The following is a 20,916-nucleotide window of genomic DNA, read 5'->3' on the forward strand; positions in this document are numbered from 1 at the left end:
CCAATATATATCCTCGGATGGCGAAAGTACGCAATACTCCTGTTGCCCATTGTCGAAACTGAGTTGCTCTGAGTGAATTCACCCGATAACCAACTGAAATGATGGCGTCGAGGTTATAGAATAAAACATCTCTTCTAACTTCTCTGTTTCCCTCTTTTTGAACTATCCGGTTTTTCCGGATAGTTGCTTCTTCCACTAGTTCACCCTCAGCGTAAATATTTTTCAAATGGTCATTTACCGTCCTAAGATCCACACCAAAAAGTTCGGCAATTAGTTTTTGGGTGAGCCAAACCGTTTCATCTTCAACTCGAACTTCTATTGTATTTTCGTTTGCCTGTGAAGTGAATATTAAAAATTCTGCTGTACTATTTCTGATTCGCAGTCTATTCTCGGCTTTTTTCTTATTATCCTTCACAGCAATCCCTCCAAAATATTGTAAATAATTGTCACGATATAATAACAAAACCAAACATATGTTCAGGTCAACCCCCAAACCTATATTTGGTCCCAAAAGCTCTTAGTTTACACTCGCAAAATAATTAATGTAATCCTAACCAAAGCTGAAGATTACTTTTTCGTGCAGCCTCTGATCCCAAAATATCACAGTACATCTAAAAAAATCCCAGCATCTCTTTAAAATGTACTTTTCTGTTTGAGAGTCTCAAGATGTCTTAACTTTCTTGCTATCGGAGCACAATGAAACAAGAAGCTTACAGCCGCTAAAGCATCATATACTCCTAATTCATCATATTAGCAAGAAAAGTTGCGCATCTTTCCAACTCCAATCTTTTCCGTTTCCTACTCAGTATATACCATAATTTATGTTAAACTACAGTCAAATTGAATCGAGCTTTCTGCCCCAATAAAGGATTATTCCAATTTATGGCGAATTCTACAGGCAAATAAAGACAAACGCAAAAAGTACAGCACAATTGCCAGTAGCGAATTAACCAAGAGCGGTCTAATCTTTCAAATCAAAAGTTACCTGGTTTATTACTTTGTTGCAGAGGTGCCAGGAAAATGATTGAAATCCCCGAAAGTACGACTATCGCCAGACAGTTGAATGAAACGGTGCGCCGCAGAACGATCCTTAGGGTCGTCGCCAATGCATCTCCCCATAAGTTCGCGTTTTATCACGGCGACCCGGCGGATTATAATAAACTACTCACCAAGCAGGTCATTGGGGACAGCTTCGGTATCGGGGCAATGGTTGAGATCTCCGTCGGCGAGCGCCGCATCGTCCTCGGCGACGGGGCTAACCTGCGTTATTACGATGAGCAGAATAAAGCGCCGTCGAAACACCAGCTCCTGATCGAGCTTGATGACGGAAGCGCCCTTGTCTGCTCGGTCCAGATGTACGGCGCAGTGCTTGTTTTTATGGACGGCGAAAATGACAATAAATACTATCTCGTTGCCAAAGAAAAACCACAGCCCCTAACCGACGCCTTCGACAGTGCTTACTTTGACGCTCTGCGCACCGGCGGTACGGAGAAACTGTCAGCCAAGGCTTTTCTCGCTACGGAGCAGCGCATCCCCGGCCTCGGGAACGGTGTGCTGCAGGATGTTTTGTTCGATTCCGGCATCCACCCGAAGCGTAAAATGGGAACACTGTCGGAGGGAGAGTATAACAGGCTGTTCCGCTCAGTAAAAGAAACGCTTGTAGAAATGACAAGACTGGGAGGCCGTGACACCGAAAAAGATCTGTTTGGCAACCCCGGTGGGTATAGGACACTTCTCAGTAGAAATACCGTTGGAAAACCCTGCCCCGTCTGCGGCACGGAAATAAAGAAAGCCGCCTACATGGGCGGCGCGATCTACTGGTGTCATGGATGCCAGCCGCTAAATGAATAACGGATGGTATCACCTTCTTTAAAGTTTTTATTCTGCCTGGCCTGAACAATACTGATGCCTGCCAGATAATTGGAACATGACATATAGCTGTCCTGATTTGAGCATTACAATGGATCCTCGATAGAAGGAGGAATGGAGTATGGCTTCAAGTTTAGAATTTGTGACATATATCTATGACCAATTAAGCGATTCCGGCGAGATTACCTATCGGAAAATGTTTGGGGAATACGGATTTTACTGTGATGGAAAATACTTCGCCTGTGTTTGTGATGACCAGTTTTTTGTGAAAATTACGGAAGCCGGAAAAAAATTGATGCCTGACTGTGAAACCGCACCGCCTTATCCGGGTGCAAGTCCTTGTTTTTTAATTCATGAATTGGATAACAGACAAGTACTCAAAGAGTTAACCCAAGTAACCTGTGCTGAATTGCCGACCCCCAAGCCGAAGAAAAAGAAAGGAATGAATCGGGATGCTTAAAATGAATGCCGTTGGCTTGTTTGTCAATGATATGAATACGATGGTATCTTTTTACCGGGATGTCATGGGTATGACAACTGATTGGAACGGCGATGCCAATGCCGAACTTTATTCCGGCGAAATGCGTTTAATTATGTACAGCCGCCAAAACTTTGAAGTCATGACCGCCAAGACCTATACCTATCCCGGCAATCTGAATGGGACAATGGAATTGTCGTTTGATTTACCGACATTTGACGAAGTGGATATAGAATACCAAAGAATCGTGGCAGCCGGTGCGACACCCGTGTTCCCCCCAACCAACGAACCTTGGGGCCAGCGGACCAGTTACGTTGCAGATCCTGATGGAAATTTAATCGAAATATCATCTTTTGGCGGAAAGTAATAACACTTAGCCAGCATCGTTTGGGAAAACGAACCGATCCAGTCGGGTGAGCTGGCGAAGCTCTGTGAACATGAACTTGGATGGAAACGTACCACCACCTATACCGTGTTGAAAAAGCTTTGTAACCGGGGAATTCTGCAAAACGATAACTCCATCGTCTCCGCTCCCGTTAAGCGGGAGCAAATTCAACAGTACAAGAGCCACGCAGTGCTGGAAAAAAGCTTTGGTGGTTCACTACCCCAGTTTATTGCGTCTTTCCTTGGCAACAAAAAGCTCAGTGCTAAGGAAGCCCAGGAGATCAAAAGCCTGATCGACCGGCATAAGGAGGAGTAGCATGGCAAATGTTCTTAAGTATAAGCGTCCATTTTTTTGGGTGGTAATAGCTGCAGTGGCTTTGGTCGTAGCCGTATCCGCCGTGTTGGCACCCAATCCGAAAGAAATGGCACCCGGATCAAGCCTGGCCCGGCAATTCCTTCAGCATCAGACTGCATATGTGGGTAACAACTCCAAGGTAGGCAACATCATTGCCCTTTTGCAATTTCCCGAGGGAGTCCGTTACGATTCTTTTGCACTCCAGACGGATTTCGAACCGTATGAGATTACAGTCAACCTTAAAACAGACGCCGCTTTCCAAGAAGAAGAATACCGCTCCAATCCTATAAGCCGCGAACAGTTGGCAACTGACGCAGCCGTTATGTTTGCGCTGATTGATAATGTAGAGGTCATCAATTTTAACCTGCCGGGTGAAAATAACGGTAATTCGTTTGTCTACAGCAGAATCCTGGCCGATGAGCGTTACGGCAGGGATGTCCGGGAGTTTGCCGGCAGTGAGGAGGAATTCGCCAAGCTGCTCTTCGGGCAGGCGCCAACACCTGGACCGGTAAAAGTAGAAACAAGTTATGCGCTGATGAAACTTGGCAAAAACGGCAAGGTACTGGCAGGAATCTCTCCCGTAAGAGGTGCCGATAAAAAGCTTGTTGAATACGTTATCTTCAATTCTGCAATTAAATCTACCTTGTATGAAGGGCTTGATACCAGATCGCTCGACGAGTGCTATCTTATACAGGCCACCTATACCGCAAACGGTTCCAGGAGTGCAAGGGATTATTACGCCTTTTTGCTCGATGGATTTGCCTGTTTGCAGGGTGGAAATGGAAATAATCCGTCTTACAGCAGGCTGGATAATAAACTCTATAATGATATCGTAAAACTGATGAACGGGATGTCAAATCCCTAACAGCCGCGTTTACAAAAATCCACAAAGGAGACCTCCATGAATTTTCAAGTATTGAGTGCCACGGACAGCGCTCCCTTGAATCTCTACCCCATGCATTCACTTATTTTAAAGGCAGAAAAACATAATTCAAAGTCGCCAAACTTGTATTAGATATTGCAAAGGCAATCATTGTTTCATAGGATTTTGACCCTACAGCTGCCAGCAAATCAATGATGTACTCAAATTCACTTAGCGTAGAGTTGGATAATATCAATTAGCTCCAATATCTAGGCCTAGCTCTCTGGTCAAAGCAATGAGCTGGACCAGCTTTTCCTTTTCGTTTTCTGGATGCTTAAGCAATTCCTCCTGCTTAATTCCGATCTGCAAGCACTTAATATATTTTGCAAGCTCTCTTAGATCATCAAGTTCATGCAGATACCTGCCTGTCGTAACATGAACTACCAGTTTCCTTTCGTGAGCCCTGGCAACAATGCTGATAATATCTTCCCGCATCAAGGGCTCCCCACCACCGATAGCCAATTGGAAAACTCCGGCATCGGCAATCTTGTCGATGATCGTCATGGCTTCTTTTGTATCAAGTACAGTTGTAATATCATCACGATGCCGTTCCGGGAAGTCGAGCATGTCAAACCTCCAACTATGTTCTATCGAGTTTAATCAGTAATTCTGCAAGGGTGATTTACTTTCGCTGATGTAGCCGAAATCGTGCAGCTATGTTCAAATCCATTCTTCTTCTAATCCCATAATTATCCTTTATTTCCTGCATTGAGTGGTCAATAAACGTACAAAACCGCAAACGCCCAAAACGCTCATTAGAGAAAATGGCAATTGGGTCTACGAATTACCGACAGATGCTACTTGCTATAAACTTGTGACTGGGAAATCCGGAACAAATGAACTTTACCAAATTCAATTGAAGTAGAATGTGTAATAGCCCAAAAGTATTTAATGGATTAGAAAAATAAGAAATAGGCCAGGATTCTTTAGCGAAACATCCTAGCCTATTTCTTATTTTAGCATTAGTTTAAGAGTAGTGTTGAAGTAGCTGCATTGGTATCGGTGTATAAAACATCATTTTGAGAAAGACCCACTTTTTCTAAACCTAGCTCTTTACATAGCAGATTTATAAATCGAAATTACATCATCTAAAGTTGCTAACCGTGGGTTAGTTAAACTGCATATATCTTTCATTGCATTTTGGGCCATAACTTGAAAATCTTCTTCCTTAACATTTAGTTTCGAAAGTCCTGAAGGAATCCCCACATCGGCAGATAACGTCTTAATAGCCGAGATAGCTTTAGTAGCAGCTTCACGAACCGATAGACCTTCGATATTTTCGCCCATTGCAACGGCTATATCTGCAAAGCGCTCTGGACAAGCAATTAGATTAAACTCCTCGACATGGGGTAATAGAATAGCATTACATACACCGTGGGGAAGATTATATAACCCTCCTAATTGGTGAGCCATCGCATGAACATAGCCAAGAGCAGCATTGTTAAAGGCCATGCCGGCTAAAAATTCAGCATAGGCCATTTTATCCCGAGCTTCAATACTTTGCCCATTTGCTACTGCACTGCGCAGATACCTGGCAATTAACTTGATGGCCATTAAAGCAGCAGAATCTGTGACCGGGGTAGCAATGATTGAAACGTAAGCTTCTACAGCATGGGTTAAAGCGTCCATTCCAGTTGCCGCTGTTAGGGCAGGGGGCATCCCAACCATTAATAAAGGGTCGTTGACCGCTATGTTTGGAGTAACACGCCAATCTCCTATAGCCATTTTTACATGGTTTGAGGTATTGGTTATCACGGCAAAACGAGTCATTTCGGAGCCGGTTCCGGCAGTTGTGTTTACGGCAATAAGCGGGACCATTGGTTTGGTGGATTTGTTTAGGCCCTCGAAGTCTCTAATATTCCCCCCATTGGTAGCTACCAAGCCAATTCCTTTAGCGCAGTCGTGGGAACTGCCGCCACCTAAGGATAATAATAAGTCTGCTCCACAATCTTGATAAACCTTCAAACCATCATGAACATTTTTATCGGTTGGGTTCGGTTCAGCTCCGGCATAAGTTGTAACTTTAATTCCTTCAGCTTCCAGCATTGCCTTAATATCGTCTGCCATCCCTCCAGGGCGGCCGAGGAAAGTATCCGTAACGAGCAAAACATGGCTGCCCCCGAGGGCTTTCACTTGAGCAGGAATTTCTTTATGAGCACCAACCCCCATGAGATTTACAGTGGGCACAAAATAACCAAAAACTTGTTCTCCTAGATTCATTATTATATCCTCCCCTTTTTTTTATTAATACGTCTAATTGCTTTATCTGAATGGAATTCACTTAACCGCTGCAGTGCCCACCTCCTAGAAGCTGAAAATTTGAGTCGTAGTGCAAATACTGCAACTTTTATGCCAATTAAGGGGCTTTTGAAAATTAATTAAATGATGTCTTAAACGAACTTACCGCTAACAATTCTGAAGGCCCAGAGGCCCGCCCTGCAGCCTATCAGTTTCGAAATTTTCGGAAGTACTTTTGCCACCTGTAAATAATCGTGCCTGACGCCCAAAAAAAGAAGTGGTGAAAACATTCACCACAAAACATAAAATCATCGTCTATTCAATTGTCCGAAAACCCCCCATTGGTGACAAAATTCACCGTCTAGTCCTTAAGATCACCTTCGCCAATGTAATAAATCAATTCCATATTTAGAAGCTTTTTTAACAATAGTTGAATGGTCGACTTCAATTTGTTCAGCCGCTTTCCTTGTTGAGCCATATTTTTCAATAGCTTGTTGGAAATATTGCCGTTCAAACTGCTCTTTGGCTTGTTTATAGGTTATAATGCTCCGTGACACGTTATTTGTCTTGGTATCAATCACAAAATTTCTTATAGCTTGCGGTATACATTCTGATGTAATTGTATCCATCTCTGCTGTGACAATTAACCGTTCCATTAGATTTTCCAACTCACGTACATTTCCCGGCCATAAATATTTACTAAAAATTTTATACACCTCGGGTGAAAGTGTTTTACTGGTGTGGTATGTTTCGTTGAATTTGTTTAGGAAATAGTTTGTTAAAGGAATAATATCACTAGGGCGTTCGCGAAGAGCAGGGATATGAATTGTTAAGACATGTAACCGGTAGAATAAATCGGAACGAAATTCTTTATTCTGAACCATACTTTCTAGATCGCGGTTTGTGGCAGCCACAATTCTGGTGTTAACCTTTATTAAACGCTTACCGCCAATTTTATAAAAATCATGGTTCTGAACGAAACGCAGCAGTTTTACTTGAAGCTGCAGAGGAAGATCACCAATTTCATCAAGTAGTACCGTACCGTTATCCGCTAATTCAAAAAAACCGATTTTGCCGCCCTTTTTTGCACCGCTAAAAGCACCTTCATCATAACCAAACAATTCCGATTCCAGTAAGGCCTCGGGAATAGCTCCGCAGTTTATCTTTAAAAAAGGAGCCTCCTTGCGGTCACTGAAATTATGAATCAAATCAGTGACAACCTCCTTGCCCACGCCAGATTCGCCTGTAATCAAAATAGGGGCATCGACTTTAGCATATTTTTCAATACTTTTCACTAATTCCTTCATTTCAGAACTGACAAATGTAAGGTTGGGGTCTAAGCCTTGCTTTTTAGTAAGGGTATTAACAATCTCGCAATAGCGGTTCAACTTAGCCTCTGAATCTTTGGCTTTTTGTCTTTCATGCTCTATATCCCTTATTGTACCAGCAACACGTAATGGTACGCCTTGTTCATCCCGTAAAGTGTAACCATGAGCGTGAAACCAGCGATACTCGCCGTTTTTGAGACAGAGACGATAATCATTCGAATAAGGAGTATTTCCGCTATAATCATTTAAATGGTCAAATACAGCATTTAAGGCCATCTCCTTGTCCTCTGGATGAAGCCTGTTACTCCAACTACTTAGCACGTTGGGGAAATCATCTTCATCACTGTATCCTATCAGATTGCGAAATTGCGGCGACCACCAAATCACATTAGTAGGATTAATCGGGTCGCCGGCAACAACCTCCATATCCCAAGGACCTTCAGTCAAGGCACGGCTGATCAGTTCAAAACGAATTATCATGAACTCCATTTCTTGTTCTTTCTTTCTCTGATCATGAATATAAAATGAACTGCCGGTAAAGCGCAGAGGAACCCCTTGTTCATTCCGGACTGTGTCACCAACTGTTCGAAACCAGCGATACTGGTTATTCTTTAAGCACAACCGGTATTGCTCATCAAAAGAAGTCTGGCCGGAATAATCTCCTACATGGGAAGTAAAAGCCTGCAATACCCGCTCACGATCGTCCGAGTGAATTCTTGATATCCAGCTCTCCAGAACTCCAGGAAAGTCTGATTCATTGCTAAAGCCAAGTAATTTGCGAAATGCTTCTGTCCACATGACTTTATTGCCGGAAGCTAGTAAACTGCCATCCTCAAATGTCATTTCCCATAACCCGGTACTAATCAAATTAACATCTTTTTTTTGGATATAATTTTCAAACATATACAGGTCAATATTTGGCATCGAACCCCTCCAAAGGATAAATTACGTTTTTACGTGGCAATACTTAATTTAATCAGGTAATAGACTTTACAATTAATTCTGATATTTCTTCAATTATTTTATATTTCCTCCCGAAAAATTGAAAATAATCAATATTGATTTATAAATAGAAATGAAACATGTTTATAAATATTCAATGAAGTAACACCAACGTGCGTTGTCACGTCAATAATAAAGCTATATTTATTTTCTATACATAAAAAAGCACCACCTGTTATTATGCTAACAGAAGGCGCTTAAATTGTAAATATTTTACTTATCTAGTTCTTTTGTTCGGAGCCTGGCACTTACTTTTCCACCCCAATATCTTCATCATCCCAACTGCAACCAGAAGTATAAGAAATGAATAAGCAGCCATTGATACCTGAAAACTAACTGACGCCGCTATCCGGGTCATTATTGGGGGACCGAAAAACATACCGACGCCCCAAAAAAGATAATATGTCCCCAAAATTGTGCCTTTTAAAGAATCAGGTACAGATTCGTTCAAGAAGGCCATTGAAGCGAGATGAAAAACCCCCACCCCTAGACTTGATATAGCTAGCACCAATAAGATCAACGGAAAGCTGAAGACTGGCGAAACAATGATCCCAACAGCAGCGATAAGTAGCCCTAAAATCATAAAACTATTCCGACCAAATCTGTCCGATAATGACCCAGTAATAATTTGTGAAAGGCTTATAGCTACATAGAACAGTGAAAAAAACACGCCGATATCAACTGCACTAAAAGCCTTTTCTTGTAACAGAAATGCGGGAATTGTTGTGTGAAAGATGCCGTAACCCGCTCCGTATAAAGTGATTCCCATAAAACAAATCAACGTCTGTTGCTGTTTTACCAGTTCCAATATGTTTTGATAATAATCTAATAGGTCGATTGTCTGCTCTTCCTTCTTAGCAGGAGTCTCTACTAGAAAATAGATTACAATCGCGCCCACTAAACAGGAAAAAGAGTAAACTAGGAATATCTCATGGCCGTTTAATCCCTTCGCCAATACTACACCTAGAAAAGGCCCTACAGTAAGGCCCAAATGAAAGGCCGCGTTATATATCCCCATTACTTTCCCCTTAGCCAGAGGAAATCTTAGCGATAGCAACGCCGGGGCCAATGCCCAAACCGGTGCTTCGCCAGCACCTTGTAAAAGCCTGGCAAAAAATATCATGTTAGAGCTTGTTGCAAAGTAAAACACCAGTCCAGTAAGAAAACATAGCAAATATCCAGCAATGAGTAACGGCTTGAATCCTATCTTATCCGACAAGCGGCCGATAGGAACTTGAAGTAACAGATATGAGAAGGCAAAGGCCGACGCTATATACCCAACTGATCGTCCATTTCCATCCAAATCGACAACTCGCTGCGGCAATAGACTGACTACCATGCCTACTCCGACCATCATTAACACTACCGCTACAACCAATCCCAAGAGAGTTTTATCCTTAAACATCCGATTATCTCCTTGTTCTCTTTTCGAGCCAAGGAGGACACCACCAATTATTTAGTGTAAGTAGGCAATCCTTCTGGCTAGAAAAGATTGTATTTGGTATTGACGCTACTTACAGATTGTGGTGGTGAAAGCTTATTTGCGTTACAGGTAGCCACAACTTGAATCTCCAACTTATAGTTGTTTGACACAATAAAAACCTCCTTTTTTGCCTTTCTTACGCCAAGGAGCAACTATTGATATAGCTTAACAAGGCAATACTTCTGGTTTGGGGAAAGTTATTTTGTAAAGGGACTGCTTTCGTTTTGGAGAAGAAGCAACTCCTTTCAACAATCTTAAATACACACGGCATCAGTCATAATTCTTTCATAGGCACTAAGTTTTCCAATTAACTTCTATATTTTATTACCTCAAAATAAAGGTAACATATTTACAACTAAGCATCAATACATTTGTTTAAACAAAAGCACAGATTGAATCCTTCTTTTAAGATCCTACCTGCGCTAAAAAGGTACATCTTTTTTATACACTCAGGGCTATCCAAAACTTGAAAATTAATTAAGCGTCTCAAACCCTTTATTTATCAGCCTTTCAGCCTCTCAATCCTCGCGGCGACCTCACAACGCCCTGTCTGAGACATAAAGCTACACTAAAAACTTTCAATGAAGTAACGCCAACGTGCATCGTCACGATAAAAGAGCTATATTTTTATAGTCATGTTCCCTTTTCAGAGAGTGGTGCGTGGAGTCGCCAAGCGCATCATTAACATATACTTATAAACAAGTCTGTTAAAAATACGTTTTGGTAGGCAGTATTTATCAATGCATCAAGGACGTCGAATTAATGTATAGCTAGCTCAGTTTCTTCACTTTCAGTGGTGGGGGGCAATCCAGGGATATAATGTGGTTGGGCTGAACTAGTAGTCACTTGTTCGGACTCTTTTTTCTTGAAAATTGAGGGGTCAGCTAAGGTCACAATAGTTTGAGAGGATACTAGGCCATACACAAGATGATTCAAAAGTGAAGCATATTTGGTCTTTGTTAAATGTGCCCTACGTGTGAAGAAGTCCATCCTTTGTCCGAAATTATATAGCACACCCCAGGTAATGAGTCCTGTGCCTCCGCCTTTAACTAAATGGTGATCTTTACCGTATTTTTTTAAAACCTCAAGCTGCACTAAACTTAAAGCCGAACCCGTTATAAGATGGAATAATTCACCTAGGATAAAATTTTTTCTTTGATTCATTCTAATTGCTCTCATCATAATTGAAACCGCCAACATGCCCTTTCACGTTGTTTAGAAAAATACTATATAGGGACTGACAACACCTGGGAATATATAAAAAAATCTCACTTAAAAATATAAAAATTTAGTAAATTGGGTAGTTTCCTCAGAAGTTCGACCGGCGTCAAGTTTGCTCGAGATTTGATCTAAAATCCAAATTGTTAAAAGGACTTTTTCATGTTCAGATTTAAAAAAAATCACAATACCTTAAACGATTCAATTTACCTGTTTATTAAATAATTATACCTTTAACCAAATAAAAAACCACACTTTACTAAACGTGGCAAAACAAAATCCTGTAGTGTAAATTCAATCAGGTCTCAACTCATTTCGCAAGAACTTATATCCCTTTAATTTATAAATTTACTTATAATAAATATCCAACTAACTCCATAAAACCGTTTCCATCTAGTGATCTTATCTTGTTATTTGGAAGGGTTTCCTCTCCGTTTAGGATACAAGCGCCTTCCCAGATTGCCTGCAGTGGACCAATGATCGGCATTTCTTGATTGGGGAACAGAGCCTTTACGTGTAAGTTGATCGAAAATTCGGGGATCAAAATCTCCCATTCTATAGGATAGTTAGCATTAGTATCAGGGCTTTGCCAATATCTAAGTTCTTTAAATGCTACGTCTCTAGTAAAAAGGAGAATACCCTTCTTATCTATTAAATTAGCCATTGGAGAAAAAGTTTTCGTCGATTTATTCGAGCGCTGTTCATTTAAAAGTAGTTCGCGACCATCATTTAGCTGAAGACCAAACCAATTCCAGCCAATACCTGTCATCAACCCATAATCTCGTCCCCATTGATGATCAAACCAGCCCTGCCCTATTACATTCTCAGTTCCATTAGCTGTTTTAATTTGACCTTGAACAGTATTTCGGGTAAACGAATAATAATACAAATTATCCGGCTTACCATTGCCACCAATTAAAGAAATAGGCTTTAATGGGCTGAAATCTAGATTTATCTCAACATCTTTTTCAATTAAATGCACCCTAAAAGAATCTTCATTCTCACCATAAAACGATAATAGATTATCGCCGTATCTTAGTTTAGTGGGATTCCGTTCAATTGCTGCACACTTTACCAAATAAAAAAGGCACCGGTCTACTAATCCGATACCTTCAACGCTTATGCACCAATATGTCCCACGATCTAAACGCTTATCCAGCTCCTCTTTCACTTCCTGGCCTTGTCATAGGTAAAATCACTGTGAAACCACAGTAGACAAGCGTTTCGTAATACAGTTACCATTGAGGTAAATATCAACAGGATGCCAGATACGGTGATGCATGCAGCATACGAATAAAGGATGACATGATAAATACAGCACTTTAAATCAAGCAATCCATCATCATCGAAATGGCCGGCAACCGCAGTGATCCGATCGAGTAAATTCTGTACAGTCCCACCTTTGTACAGCTTGGACATTGAGCCGGAAATATCGAGCACTAAAGCAACCCTTGCAAGTACATTTGTAAGCTTTTTTTTCGAGGACAATACTCACTTTCTTCTTGAGCAGGCTAATTTTAGACAAGTTTATCTCAAGCGGTGGCTAAGCGGATACCGAGTTGTCTTCCTCTGGTTTACTATCTCGCCTCACCGATGAAGACTTAACAATACAAAAAGTTCATTCGTCCTATCTTATCACTGGCACTCTTCTCAACGACGAACAAAGATATATCGCAGTCTGGGGACCAACATTTATTTTATTGACATCATAGAAATAACTTCTCATTTCCTTTTCCCCCTGGCGTACAAATCCAAAGTAATCTCCACCTTCAGCCCATTCAATGAGATCCGTAAATAATCGGCGCTTTTGGTTATAATCGTAAAAAAGAATCTGGTCACGGGAAAGCCTGCCGGCCTCAGCAAATATACTTTGACGCAATTCAGAACTCAACCCATGCAGAACATAAGACGAGAGAACCAAGTCAAAACTTGCGTCCGGATGTGAATTACTCTTTTTCGTGCCTGGATTTCGAATTGCTTTAAGGACGAAATAAGGGACCCGTTTTCCATGCTTCAATAGTTCCCATATCAATGTATACCAGGGCGGGCCAGATAAAGCATCACGAGAAATTAAATTAGCTTACAAGCAGGCCCTATTAGGACGCTAGTAAGCTAAGGTATACGAATTATATTTGGCAACCGGCTGTGTAGTGGGTAATTCAATTGCCTTGGCGACAGGAACAATTTGTATAAAGTACTGGTTATCAAAGTAATTTGGAAAATCATTTTTGGAGACAGTAATTAAATTTCTATCTTGGAAAGCCATATAAGTTATTTCTCTACTTAAAAAAGATAACGTGTCCACTTTTGTGAAACTACTTGAGCTATTTAGATAATTGTCATAAACACTAATTGTTCTGGGATAAATATTATCCGCAGATTTTGTATTAGACGTATAAAACCTATTATATATTGAATCAAATGCTATATCAGTAAAGTGAGAATCCAATTTGGTAATATAATTTAAATCCTTATCAAATACATTGCCAATACCGTTAAATAAATATTGACCATCAGGAGAAAGGCGAAAATTACTATTTAGAAGTAGAATATTAGTATTTTGTTCGTTACGAAACATCAAATCATGAGAAGCTCCAAATACTGTTAGTAACATTGTAAACATAGACATTAAGAATACTTCTGGAATATAGATCTTCCTCAATCAAATATAATTTATCTCCTGAAACAATCAAACGAGGAAAGCCTTGTGAATCGAGAAGACGCTCACCTGGATAATACAAGTGTGAGTTATTAAGGTTTACGTTACTGGTGTAAGCCTCACTTATCTGAGTCGTTTTGTCAACAATTTGACCGGTGCTGCAAGAGAAGCTGTTAATTTTAATTCCATCTTTCGTATAGGCAGCAATATAAATATTACCACCCTCAATTGCTATATCATCCGGAATCATGTTAAGTGGGATTTCCTTTGTTAGGTTAAAGCTATTAGCATCAATAATGCCAACTTTTCCTGTTGATTCTTGACTAAGTGAATTTTGATTACCGCGCTGCATAAGGGTTACATAAAGTTCGTTATTGGCAAAGGCCATTCTTTCCGGCGGCAAATCCACTTGAATGAAAGAAACTGTTAAGGTCTTATAATTAACGGCATAAATTCTTCGGTTGGTATTGTCAGTTAAATAAATTACTGGTCTATTGGGATCGACTAGGGAATCAGTGGGTTTAAAATTAACAGGGATTACCGGACTAAGGGGGTTTGGCTGATTTGGTTGAAGAGCTGTGCCGACGTTAGAGGTTTCAATAACCATATAGCCATTGTCACCGGCTGTCATGGTAATAAGTTTACCATTTTGATAAAAAACATGTCGGACAAAACCATGGGCTGCAAAAGTAGAGTTTTGCTTGAATGTGCGGAAGCCGTAAGGATTACTATAGTCATAATTATAAGCTTTAACACGTACTTCGGCAAAAGGATTAGCCTAGAAAACTCTTGATTGGACACCAACGAGGCTAACAGCCTAATTGTTGTCTTCAATCATACTACAATAAATGATCGAGCCAATTAACTCCTAATTCTATCTGTTAAAATACGTCTAATAATTCTAGCCAATAACCTTTCTAAAGCAATCCAAAGATCAATCAAATATACTTTTTTACTTTGTTTATCCTTCATAATTTCAAGTTGTTGTTCATTTTTCCAGTCTAATAATCCAAACTTATAATACATTTCAATTCTTTCATCATCCCTCATAATTACCCCTCCTCATTGCTTAAAAAGCTAATACCTTAAGAGTGGTTAAAATATTAGTTTCTTAATATACTCTAATAATTTAATCTTTATAAAACTGTGTTAATTACAAACGTTGTCGATGTCTCCATTATCCCTTCGAGTTTCCATATATGGTCAAGTAATTTCGTCGTATCTTCTGGAGTTGAAATTCTAACTTTGACAACCATGCACCATTCTCCAGCTATCCTATGACACTCCTCCACTGTTATTTCAGGAATATCAAGGGTCGTAACTTCGTGGGCTATATAATCAAAATTACATTTATTTATCTTAATAAATATAAAACACCTAATACATGGACCAACTTTTCGCCAGTTTACTAATGCTCGATATCCAGTTATAACCCCCTCTTTTTCCAGATTTTCGATTCTTTTATGGATCGCTGGCCTTGACATATGTAACTTCTGAGCAATTTCTTCGTGGCTAATCCTACCATTTTTCTCCAATATCTTAATAATATCGATATCAGTATTATCCATTTCAATCCCTCCTTACATTATTTTAACATAACATTCATTTTAATAACTATTAGTAATTATCTTTTAAAAAAATTTTACTAATAGTAACTATCTTCTTAAAATTGCTTATCGATATCTCTTTGATAATTTAGATTTGGCAATTATTTCACGAATCTATTTACCAATCGTAAAAAAAGAACCACGGAAATTAAATTTTAAAACCTAATTTCCGTGGTTAAGTCTGTTTTGTCACTTTCAAGTTTCTCTCTAATTCTCGCTTCCGTTGGCTTTGTCGCAACCTGTTGCTGGGCATTGTTCAGGTCAATATTTCAAAGAATTTTCATTAAAAATGAGTTATCCCGATACTTTTGGGCTTAAGCTAATTAAAAAGTTTGGCCGTTTCCAAGGCGTTGATTTCTCCTTTATTACGGCCGGCCAGTCCATTTACATAAATTCCGTGATAAGCAATTCCGGCTTCCTCTAACCACCTGCACTGTCTGACTGCTTCGTCGGCAGTGTTTCCTTTATGGATACGAGTTAAGGTCTCATCATGACCGGTTTCAATCCCGATATACAAATGGTTAATCTCCGATGCCTTTTTAAGCCGTTATATCCTGCTCAGATTTTTCTCTTTTAAACTTGGCGTCAAGAAATCAATCACCGGATTTCGATACACTTCATGTGCTTCCGGATCCTTGACAGCAAGCTCTTTCATCTCCCACATTAGGTCCTTGAAGATTCTGTCCAGGCTCTCGTATAAAAAGACGATTTTATTGCCCCGGGCCTTTAAATACGCGGCATTAAGGTTCTTGTTCAGACGTTCAACCTGCTTGAAATCTATACTTTGCTTGATTGCGAGCAGCTCCTTCTGGAGTTTCCCGGCTTTGGCCTCGCTCTCCGTCTGGGACTTCCCGGACTCATCAGCCTTCCTCTTCAGGCTGTCGCGCTCCGTGCTCAGCTGGGTCATTTTGCCCGCTTGCTCATCCAGAGTCTTCTGGAGTTCCGCCTTTTCCTGCAGGGCCTGATCCCGCTCCTTAACGGCCTGGCTCCGCTCATTTACCGCCTTTTTCAGTTCGCGGACAGACATACTCTCGACATCAAGCTCGGCGATGAACTGCGCCCGCTCCTCCTCCGGGACTCCTAAAAGGATTAAAGCCTGACTATAATTCAAGTTCGGCAGCATTTGCCCTTGTACCTGCGTTCCGCCGTCGAGGGAGGGGGACGTTTGGGCGCCGTAGGCATCAAAAATGCGTATCAGTCTTTCGGCCGTGCTCTGGGAGTAGCTGACCGACTCTTCAAGCCACTTGCCCCAGTTCCCATTGGGAATCAGATTCCTGGCCTCCTTCAAACGCCGACCGATCTCAATAGCGCAGGTTAGGAGGATTTTCCCGGTCTGGTGTTTAATCGTGGTTATTTCAGCCGCAATCATGGGCGGCGTACAATACTATTGTATTGCACTGGAAAATGTATAAGGCAGCAAATGCCCCAAAAAGCTCGTAACTATAGGTTTTCGTCAACTAACCACGTTATAAAATGATCAATTAGTTCCAGCTTTTTCTTATCGCACAGCTTGATTTTTTGACTAATTTGAGAATGCAGGCTGTCATTCGTTTCTCTGACAACACCCAGCAGGAAGTAATCCGGCGTAATGTCCAAGGCATTACATATTTTAACCAATGTTTCGATACTGGGAATAGAATGATGGTTTTCTATGTTAGAAATGTGGTTATTGCTTAGTCCCGTGGCCTCCGCGACGTCATCCTGGGTGAGATTTAATACCTTACGCCTTTTCGCAATCCGTTCCCCTAATTCTTTGTAATCAATCTCCAAATCTTATCACCCTGTTTAACTTTATCAAGTATGAATAGTATTCTTAACAAAGTATAAAGGTATTTATACACTTGTATTTGTATTTTTATAGATATATAATGGGTAAAATACCTTTTTAGTTGTATCCAAATAGGTATTGGAGGAAGATATCTTGTTTACGATTGGCATTTGCGATGACAGGCCGTTGTGTCGTCAGCTATTAGAGGCATTCATTCATTTATATGAGGAAGAAAAAGAGTTCTTATTTGATATTCACCAATTTGGCAGCGGTGAAGAGCTTCTCGAAGAACTAAAAAAGCATGTCATGGTCTTTGACCTTCTGTTTCTTGATAACAGCATGAAAAAGCTGACTGGTCTCGAAACCGCCAAGCAAATACGGCAATACGATTCCATGTCAGCATGCAACATAGTATTTGTGACATCTGAAGATGATCATGAGCAATTCAGGCAAGTCCAGCCACTACAAGTAGTATGCAAGCCCGGTAGCCGGGAGCATATTGGTGCGATATTAGATAAAGTTCTGTCCAAAAGGGATAATAATATAATGCTTTCAAAATAAATCCAAAGATATTGCACCATATTGCCGCGAGTCATATAACATGTAACAAAATTGGTATAGCGGCCTTATTTCTTAATTGATTATTTACAACTCTCTTAACTGCTCTCGATACAGCCTTAATTCATCTTCATCAAAATCATCGATAGTGTCTTGCAGCACTAAGATCTTAGTTTTATCTCCAGGGATTTTACCGAGTACGGGAGTCGCCATCGATACATGATTGGCAAAGACTTTGGTATTAGTCTCCAGCTGTTCGATAAAGTATTTCAATTCTTGCACTCGTTCGTATTCGGTGGCTTCAACAAATTCACCCCTGAGCTTTTTATCATTACATATCTGTACCAGGTACGAGAACCAGGGAAGTTATCCCGATACTTTTGGGCTTCAGCTGATTAAAAAGATTGGCCGTTGCCAAGGCGCTGATTTCTTCTTTATTACAGCCGGCCAGTCCATTTACAATAATTCCGTGATAAGCAATTCCGGCTTCCTCTAACCGCCTGCATTGTCTGAGTTCCTTTATGGATACGAGTTAGGGTCTCATCATGACCGGTTTCAATCCCGATATACAAATGGTTAATCCCCAAGGAACGCAGGACTTTAAGTTCTTCGGTTGTTTTTGTTTTGATATTTGTTATCCGGGCATACATAGAAATCCTTTCGCAATGGGGCAAGTGTTCTATGATTTTCTCGGCAATACTTTTTAGTCGTTCGAAACTTAAAACAAAAGGATTTAATCTTTTCCCCATTAATTCCACCATTATCCTGCCACTCCTGCATGAATTAGAACAAAAAATACCCACCGCAACGCCCAAAACGCTCCGGTGAGTACTAATGTTATCATAAGTATAGAAGCTATGAAATTAATCAATTAACCTAAGTCTACATGAAGGGCACTCTATGTCCTCCTATGCGGCCAGAAGCAAGCTCGACCCAGCCTTGGGATTACAACTGATCGTTTAGCATTTTGACAAGCTTCTTTTTTCCATGGAAACCAGCGATCATGTCAACCACCTTGCCCCCTTTGAAAAGAGAGATTGTCGGAATACTAACGACAGAATAGTTGCTGACAATAGGACCATTATCATCCACATCGACCTTACCTACCACAATTTGGCCGAGGTACTCATCAGCAAGTTCATCGATGATAGGAGCTTCCATACGGCATGGATTACACCACGAAGCCCAAAAGTCCACTAAAACCGCTTTCTCAGATTTCAGAACCTCCGATTCAAAGTTTGCTGTAGTAAAAGTTTTAACGTTTGCACTTGCCATTTTGAAATTTCCTCATTAAAAATATATCTAAATTCAAACAAAATGGATCAATCAAGCACTCCGACAAACTCTAATCGCAGTCTCTTGGTCCTAGTAAAGAGGCAGTCGTTGAAATGGGTTTGATCCTTCATGTGACAGAACAAGCTAATCACTCAATCAAAACGCATTTCGTTTTTAAGCTAAGGCGTGGGTTGAGTGTGGAGAGTGCTGCCTTCCTACTTCTATAATCAGTTCTAACCCCCGTACGACCCATAAGCAGGGATGGAGTGAAAGCTTGCGCAGCGAACCATTGAGCAGAGTCGCGTTAAATTGCGCTAATATTACGAGGGGGCAGCGTGGCAATGGGACTTGTCCACGGATGGACTGATGTCGCGGTGCCCGAAGACACTGTAGCAAGAAGGTTTAACCCGTGCGAAGACAGTGTCTTCGTCGCACGTATTAGCCTTCTTGCAGGATGGCAAGGAGCGACGCACCTCAGGTATTACCCTGAGGTTTTGCCTAAGCTCTCCTCGTAATCTAGCGCAATAGCGACGGCGCTCTGGTGAGCGGAGCAAATTTCACTCCATCCCCTACTCACTATGTGGGCTAAAAAATTTTTAGAGGAGGCAATAATAAATGATTAACGAAACACTATTGGAAGTATTATCGCACCCTGCCGACGGAGTTGTGGCGATAGTGACTCAAGGTGCAGATGAGCCTCACGTCGTTAATACCTGGAACAGTTATGTACAAGTGACTTCCGATAACAAATTATTAATCCCTGCTGGATTCATGCATAGAACCGAAAAAAACATTACCGCAAATAACAAAGTACAGCTTACTATTGGAAACAGGGAAGTCCAAGGCAAGATGAATAAGGGTACGGGATTCCTAGTAAAAGGTACTGCTAGGTTTATTAAAAACGGTGAAGAGTTTGAAATGATGAAGAACAAGTTTGTCTGGATTAGGGCAGTTTTAGAGATCACCATCAATCACGCAATACAGACAATCTAACTTACATTTATGAATTTGCGGCTTGCAAAAGCAAAACCCTGTTGATTTCAAGACCAGCAGGGTTTTGTCTTTTATACGTTGTCTGGATAATAATCCTTTCAACACTGATGTTTTATCCAATTTACCATCTATAACTATGACCTATCTTTATCGTATCAGTTCTTTTTGATTCGCATTTGCTAGGCATTATCAATACTTAAACTCTATCGACTCCACTTTTACCAAAACCCGGATTCATCGCCTAGTTGGTAAATCGTAAACCTTCATTTCGGATAATTGTTACACCCTTTAAAATCTCCATATTTACCCTATCTCGTGATCAGCTCCTCACCACATTTGGGATAACTATTAGCGCCAATTTGGTTCGCTACTTAAGCTTTCTTTTTATGTATACCTTCGACATGCTGAGTTCTGACTTTTTTTTACGTTGGTCACCCATGAGTGGAAAATCTGGCATCCTATTTCTAATAGCTCGTATAACTGCAAACACTTTCTATTGCCTGAATTCTTCATTTTTCCGTAAAACCCTGCCAACAACTGTTCCTTTTTACAATATTCTTTAAATTATACACTATTAGCACGAACCTTCCGCTTGATAGTCTATCTTGCATAGCTTACTCTACGTAAAGCCTAACCCTCAGCTCAGAAAATTCTATGTTACCTCACTAAAAAACCAGCTCTCCTGGTTTATAGCCGGCAGGCAATTCCTCTTCACTTAAAAATTTGAAATTGTCATCACGCAGTATGGGTAAAAATACATCGTAGGGTATCCTGAAAAA

Annotated in this window: 25 protein-coding genes; 7 read left to right on the forward strand and 18 right to left on the reverse strand. The window is 40.6% G+C overall.

From position 1 onward, the window contains the following. A partial coding sequence (gene rhuM / locus DOT_RS08220; RefSeq protein WP_040411638.1) for a RhuM family protein occupies positions 1-415 on the reverse strand: 415 nt, incomplete at its 3' end. Between the two features lie 605 nt (positions 416-1,020). Here rhuM and DOT_RS08225 point away from each other — a divergent pair. From DOT_RS08225 to DOT_RS27745, 5 genes are all read left to right on the forward strand, one after another. After that, positions 1,021-1,851, forward strand: coding sequence for a formamidopyrimidine-DNA glycosylase (locus tag DOT_RS08225; RefSeq protein ID WP_009616971.1), 831 nt, complete (start codon positions 1,021-1,023; stop codon positions 1,849-1,851). Positions 1,852-1,990: 139 nt separating this feature from the next. Next, a complete protein-coding gene (locus tag DOT_RS08230) occupies positions 1,991-2,329 on the forward strand; it encodes a TfoX/Sxy family protein (RefSeq protein ID WP_009616973.1) in 339 nt (112 codons plus the stop codon). Further along, a complete protein-coding gene (locus DOT_RS08235; protein ID WP_009616975.1) occupies positions 2,322-2,714 on the forward strand; it encodes a VOC family protein in 393 nt (130 codons plus the stop codon). The genes DOT_RS08230 and DOT_RS08235 overlap by 8 nt, the downstream gene beginning before the upstream one ends. Positions 2,715-2,729: 15 nt before the next feature. After that, positions 2,730-3,047, forward strand: a complete 318-nt coding sequence (locus DOT_RS08240; RefSeq protein WP_050809846.1) for a BlaI/MecI/CopY family transcriptional regulator — start codon at positions 2,730-2,732, stop codon at positions 3,045-3,047. 1 nt (position 3,048) lies between these two features. Then, positions 3,049-3,951 carry a DUF4825 domain-containing protein gene (locus DOT_RS27745; RefSeq protein WP_009616979.1) on the forward strand — a complete coding sequence of 301 codons (903 nt, stop codon included), beginning with the start codon at positions 3,049-3,051 and terminating at the stop codon, positions 3,949-3,951. Positions 3,952-4,200: 249 nt separating this feature from the next. Here the strand turns inward: DOT_RS27745 and DOT_RS08250 are convergent, their stop codons facing one another. The 14 genes from DOT_RS08250 to DOT_RS08325 form a co-directional block, all read right to left on the reverse strand. Then, entirely contained in the window at positions 4,201-4,575 is a 375-nt protein-coding gene (locus tag DOT_RS08250; protein WP_009616985.1) for a radical SAM protein, read from the reverse strand. Between the two features lie 486 nt (positions 4,576-5,061). Beyond that, entirely contained in the window at positions 5,062-6,228 is a 1,167-nt protein-coding gene (locus tag DOT_RS08255) for an iron-containing alcohol dehydrogenase (RefSeq protein ID WP_009616990.1), read from the reverse strand. A 392-nt stretch (positions 6,229-6,620) separates the two neighbouring features. Next, on the reverse strand, positions 6,621-8,477 hold the full coding sequence (locus tag DOT_RS27750) for a sigma 54-interacting transcriptional regulator (protein ID WP_157998435.1): 1,857 nt from the start codon (positions 8,475-8,477) through the stop codon (positions 6,621-6,623). 316 nt (positions 8,478-8,793) lie between these two features. Continuing rightward, positions 8,794-9,981, reverse strand: coding sequence for an MFS transporter (locus DOT_RS08270; protein WP_009616996.1), 1,188 nt, complete (start codon positions 9,979-9,981; stop codon positions 8,794-8,796). Between the two features lie 837 nt (positions 9,982-10,818). Next, positions 10,819-11,241, reverse strand: coding sequence for a hypothetical protein (locus DOT_RS08275; protein WP_050809847.1), 423 nt, complete (start codon positions 11,239-11,241; stop codon positions 10,819-10,821). A gap of 388 nt (positions 11,242-11,629) precedes the next feature. Beyond that, a complete protein-coding gene (locus DOT_RS08280) occupies positions 11,630-12,448 on the reverse strand; it encodes a lipocalin family protein (protein WP_040411641.1) in 819 nt (272 codons plus the stop codon). 456 nt (positions 12,449-12,904) lie between these two features. After that, positions 12,905-13,156 carry a hypothetical protein gene (locus DOT_RS31390; RefSeq protein WP_207637036.1) on the reverse strand — a complete coding sequence of 84 codons (252 nt, stop codon included), beginning with the start codon at positions 13,154-13,156 and terminating at the stop codon, positions 12,905-12,907. A 225-nt stretch (positions 13,157-13,381) separates the two neighbouring features. After that, positions 13,382-13,891: a hypothetical protein gene (locus tag DOT_RS08295; RefSeq protein ID WP_207637037.1), complete on the reverse strand. Its 510-nt coding sequence runs from the start codon at positions 13,889-13,891 to the stop codon at positions 13,382-13,384. Then, on the reverse strand, positions 13,860-14,567 hold the full coding sequence (locus tag DOT_RS08300) for a hypothetical protein (protein WP_040411645.1): 708 nt from the start codon (positions 14,565-14,567) through the stop codon (positions 13,860-13,862). The genes DOT_RS08295 and DOT_RS08300 overlap by 32 nt, the downstream gene beginning before the upstream one ends. A 230-nt stretch (positions 14,568-14,797) precedes the next feature. Continuing rightward, the gene (locus tag DOT_RS08305; RefSeq protein WP_009617010.1) at positions 14,798-14,986 is read right to left on the reverse strand and encodes a hypothetical protein; all 189 of its coding nucleotides are present in this window, start codon (positions 14,984-14,986) and stop codon (positions 14,798-14,800) included. 86 nt (positions 14,987-15,072) lie between these two features. Next, positions 15,073-15,504, reverse strand: a complete 432-nt coding sequence (locus DOT_RS08310) for an Lrp/AsnC family transcriptional regulator (RefSeq protein WP_009617011.1) — start codon at positions 15,502-15,504, stop codon at positions 15,073-15,075. Between the two features lie 358 nt (positions 15,505-15,862). After that, a complete protein-coding gene (locus DOT_RS08315; protein ID WP_009617013.1) occupies positions 15,863-16,060 on the reverse strand; it encodes a hemN1 domain protein in 198 nt (65 codons plus the stop codon). 30 nt (positions 16,061-16,090) lie between these two features. Then, positions 16,091-16,912: a DUF3102 domain-containing protein gene (locus DOT_RS08320; protein ID WP_009617014.1), complete on the reverse strand. Its 822-nt coding sequence runs from the start codon at positions 16,910-16,912 to the stop codon at positions 16,091-16,093. 71 nt (positions 16,913-16,983) lie between these two features. After that, positions 16,984-17,313, reverse strand: a complete 330-nt coding sequence (locus DOT_RS08325; RefSeq protein ID WP_009617015.1) for a helix-turn-helix transcriptional regulator — start codon at positions 17,311-17,313, stop codon at positions 16,984-16,986. A 151-nt stretch (positions 17,314-17,464) separates the two neighbouring features. Between DOT_RS08325 and DOT_RS08330 the strand changes: the two genes are divergently transcribed. Then, positions 17,465-17,872 (forward strand): response regulator, encoded by a 408-nt coding sequence (locus tag DOT_RS08330; protein ID WP_009617016.1) that lies wholly within the window; start codon positions 17,465-17,467, stop codon positions 17,870-17,872. A gap of 84 nt (positions 17,873-17,956) precedes the next feature. Here DOT_RS08330 and DOT_RS27760 read toward each other — a convergent pair whose 3' ends face one another. The 3 genes from DOT_RS27760 to trxA form a co-directional block, all read right to left on the reverse strand. Then, a complete protein-coding gene (locus DOT_RS27760) occupies positions 17,957-18,151 on the reverse strand; it encodes a hypothetical protein (protein WP_009617017.1) in 195 nt (64 codons plus the stop codon). A 155-nt stretch (positions 18,152-18,306) separates the two neighbouring features. Continuing rightward, positions 18,307-18,630, reverse strand: coding sequence for a radical SAM -containing domain protein (locus tag DOT_RS08340; protein ID WP_009617018.1), 324 nt, complete (start codon positions 18,628-18,630; stop codon positions 18,307-18,309). 184 nt (positions 18,631-18,814) lie between these two features. Next, positions 18,815-19,144 carry a thioredoxin gene (trxA, locus tag DOT_RS08345; protein ID WP_009617019.1) on the reverse strand — a complete coding sequence of 110 codons (330 nt, stop codon included), beginning with the start codon at positions 19,142-19,144 and terminating at the stop codon, positions 18,815-18,817. 615 nt (positions 19,145-19,759) lie between these two features. Between trxA and DOT_RS08350 the strand changes: the two genes are divergently transcribed. Continuing rightward, a complete protein-coding gene (locus DOT_RS08350) occupies positions 19,760-20,137 on the forward strand; it encodes a pyridoxamine 5'-phosphate oxidase family protein (protein ID WP_009617020.1) in 378 nt (125 codons plus the stop codon). Positions 20,138-20,916: the final 779 nt, after the last annotated feature.

Origin of the sequence: Desulfosporosinus sp. OT (assembly GCF_000224515.1) — a bacterium.
GTDB lineage: Bacteria > Bacillota > Desulfitobacteriia > Desulfitobacteriales > Desulfitobacteriaceae > Desulfosporosinus.

Bases quoted from the DNA above. Each gene is read 5' to 3' on its own strand.
- DOT_RS08225 (WP_009616971.1), top strand. From the start codon at position 1,021: ATGATTGAAATCCCCGAAAGTACGACTATCGCCAGACAGTTGAATGAA.
- DOT_RS08230 (WP_009616973.1), top strand. From the start codon at position 1,991: ATGGCTTCAAGTTTAGAATTTGTGACATATATCTATGACCAATTAAGC.
- DOT_RS08235 (WP_009616975.1), top strand. From the start codon at position 2,322: ATGCTTAAAATGAATGCCGTTGGCTTGTTTGTCAATGATATGAATACG.
- DOT_RS27745 (WP_009616979.1), top strand. From the start codon at position 3,049: ATGGCAAATGTTCTTAAGTATAAGCGTCCATTTTTTTGGGTGGTAATA.
- DOT_RS08250 (WP_009616985.1), bottom strand. From the start codon at position 4,575: ATGCTCGACTTCCCGGAACGGCATCGTGATGATATTACAACTGTACTT.
- DOT_RS08255 (WP_009616990.1), bottom strand. From the start codon at position 6,228: ATGAATCTAGGAGAACAAGTTTTTGGTTATTTTGTGCCCACTGTAAAT.
- DOT_RS27750 (WP_157998435.1), bottom strand. From the start codon at position 8,477: ATGTTTGAAAATTATATCCAAAAAAAAGATGTTAATTTGATTAGTACC.
- DOT_RS08270 (WP_009616996.1), bottom strand. From the start codon at position 9,981: ATGTTTAAGGATAAAACTCTCTTGGGATTGGTTGTAGCGGTAGTGTTA.
- DOT_RS08275 (WP_050809847.1), bottom strand. From the start codon at position 11,241: ATGATGAGAGCAATTAGAATGAATCAAAGAAAAAATTTTATCCTAGGT.
- DOT_RS08295 (WP_207637037.1), bottom strand. From the start codon at position 13,891: ATGTTACTAACAGTATTTGGAGCTTCTCATGATTTGATGTTTCGTAAC.
- DOT_RS08300 (WP_040411645.1), bottom strand. From the start codon at position 14,567: ATGACAGCCGGTGACAATGGCTATATGGTTATTGAAACCTCTAACGTC.
- DOT_RS08305 (WP_009617010.1), bottom strand. From the start codon at position 14,986: ATGAGGGATGATGAAAGAATTGAAATGTATTATAAGTTTGGATTATTA.
- DOT_RS08310 (WP_009617011.1), bottom strand. From the start codon at position 15,504: ATGGATAATACTGATATCGATATTATTAAGATATTGGAGAAAAATGGT.
- DOT_RS08320 (WP_009617014.1), bottom strand. From the start codon at position 16,912: ATGATTGCGGCTGAAATAACCACGATTAAACACCAGACCGGGAAAATC.
- DOT_RS08340 (WP_009617018.1), bottom strand. From the start codon at position 18,630: ATGGTGGAATTAATGGGGAAAAGATTAAATCCTTTTGTTTTAAGTTTC.
- trxA (WP_009617019.1), bottom strand. From the start codon at position 19,144: ATGGCAAGTGCAAACGTTAAAACTTTTACTACAGCAAACTTTGAATCG.
- DOT_RS08350 (WP_009617020.1), top strand. From the start codon at position 19,760: ATGATTAACGAAACACTATTGGAAGTATTATCGCACCCTGCCGACGGA.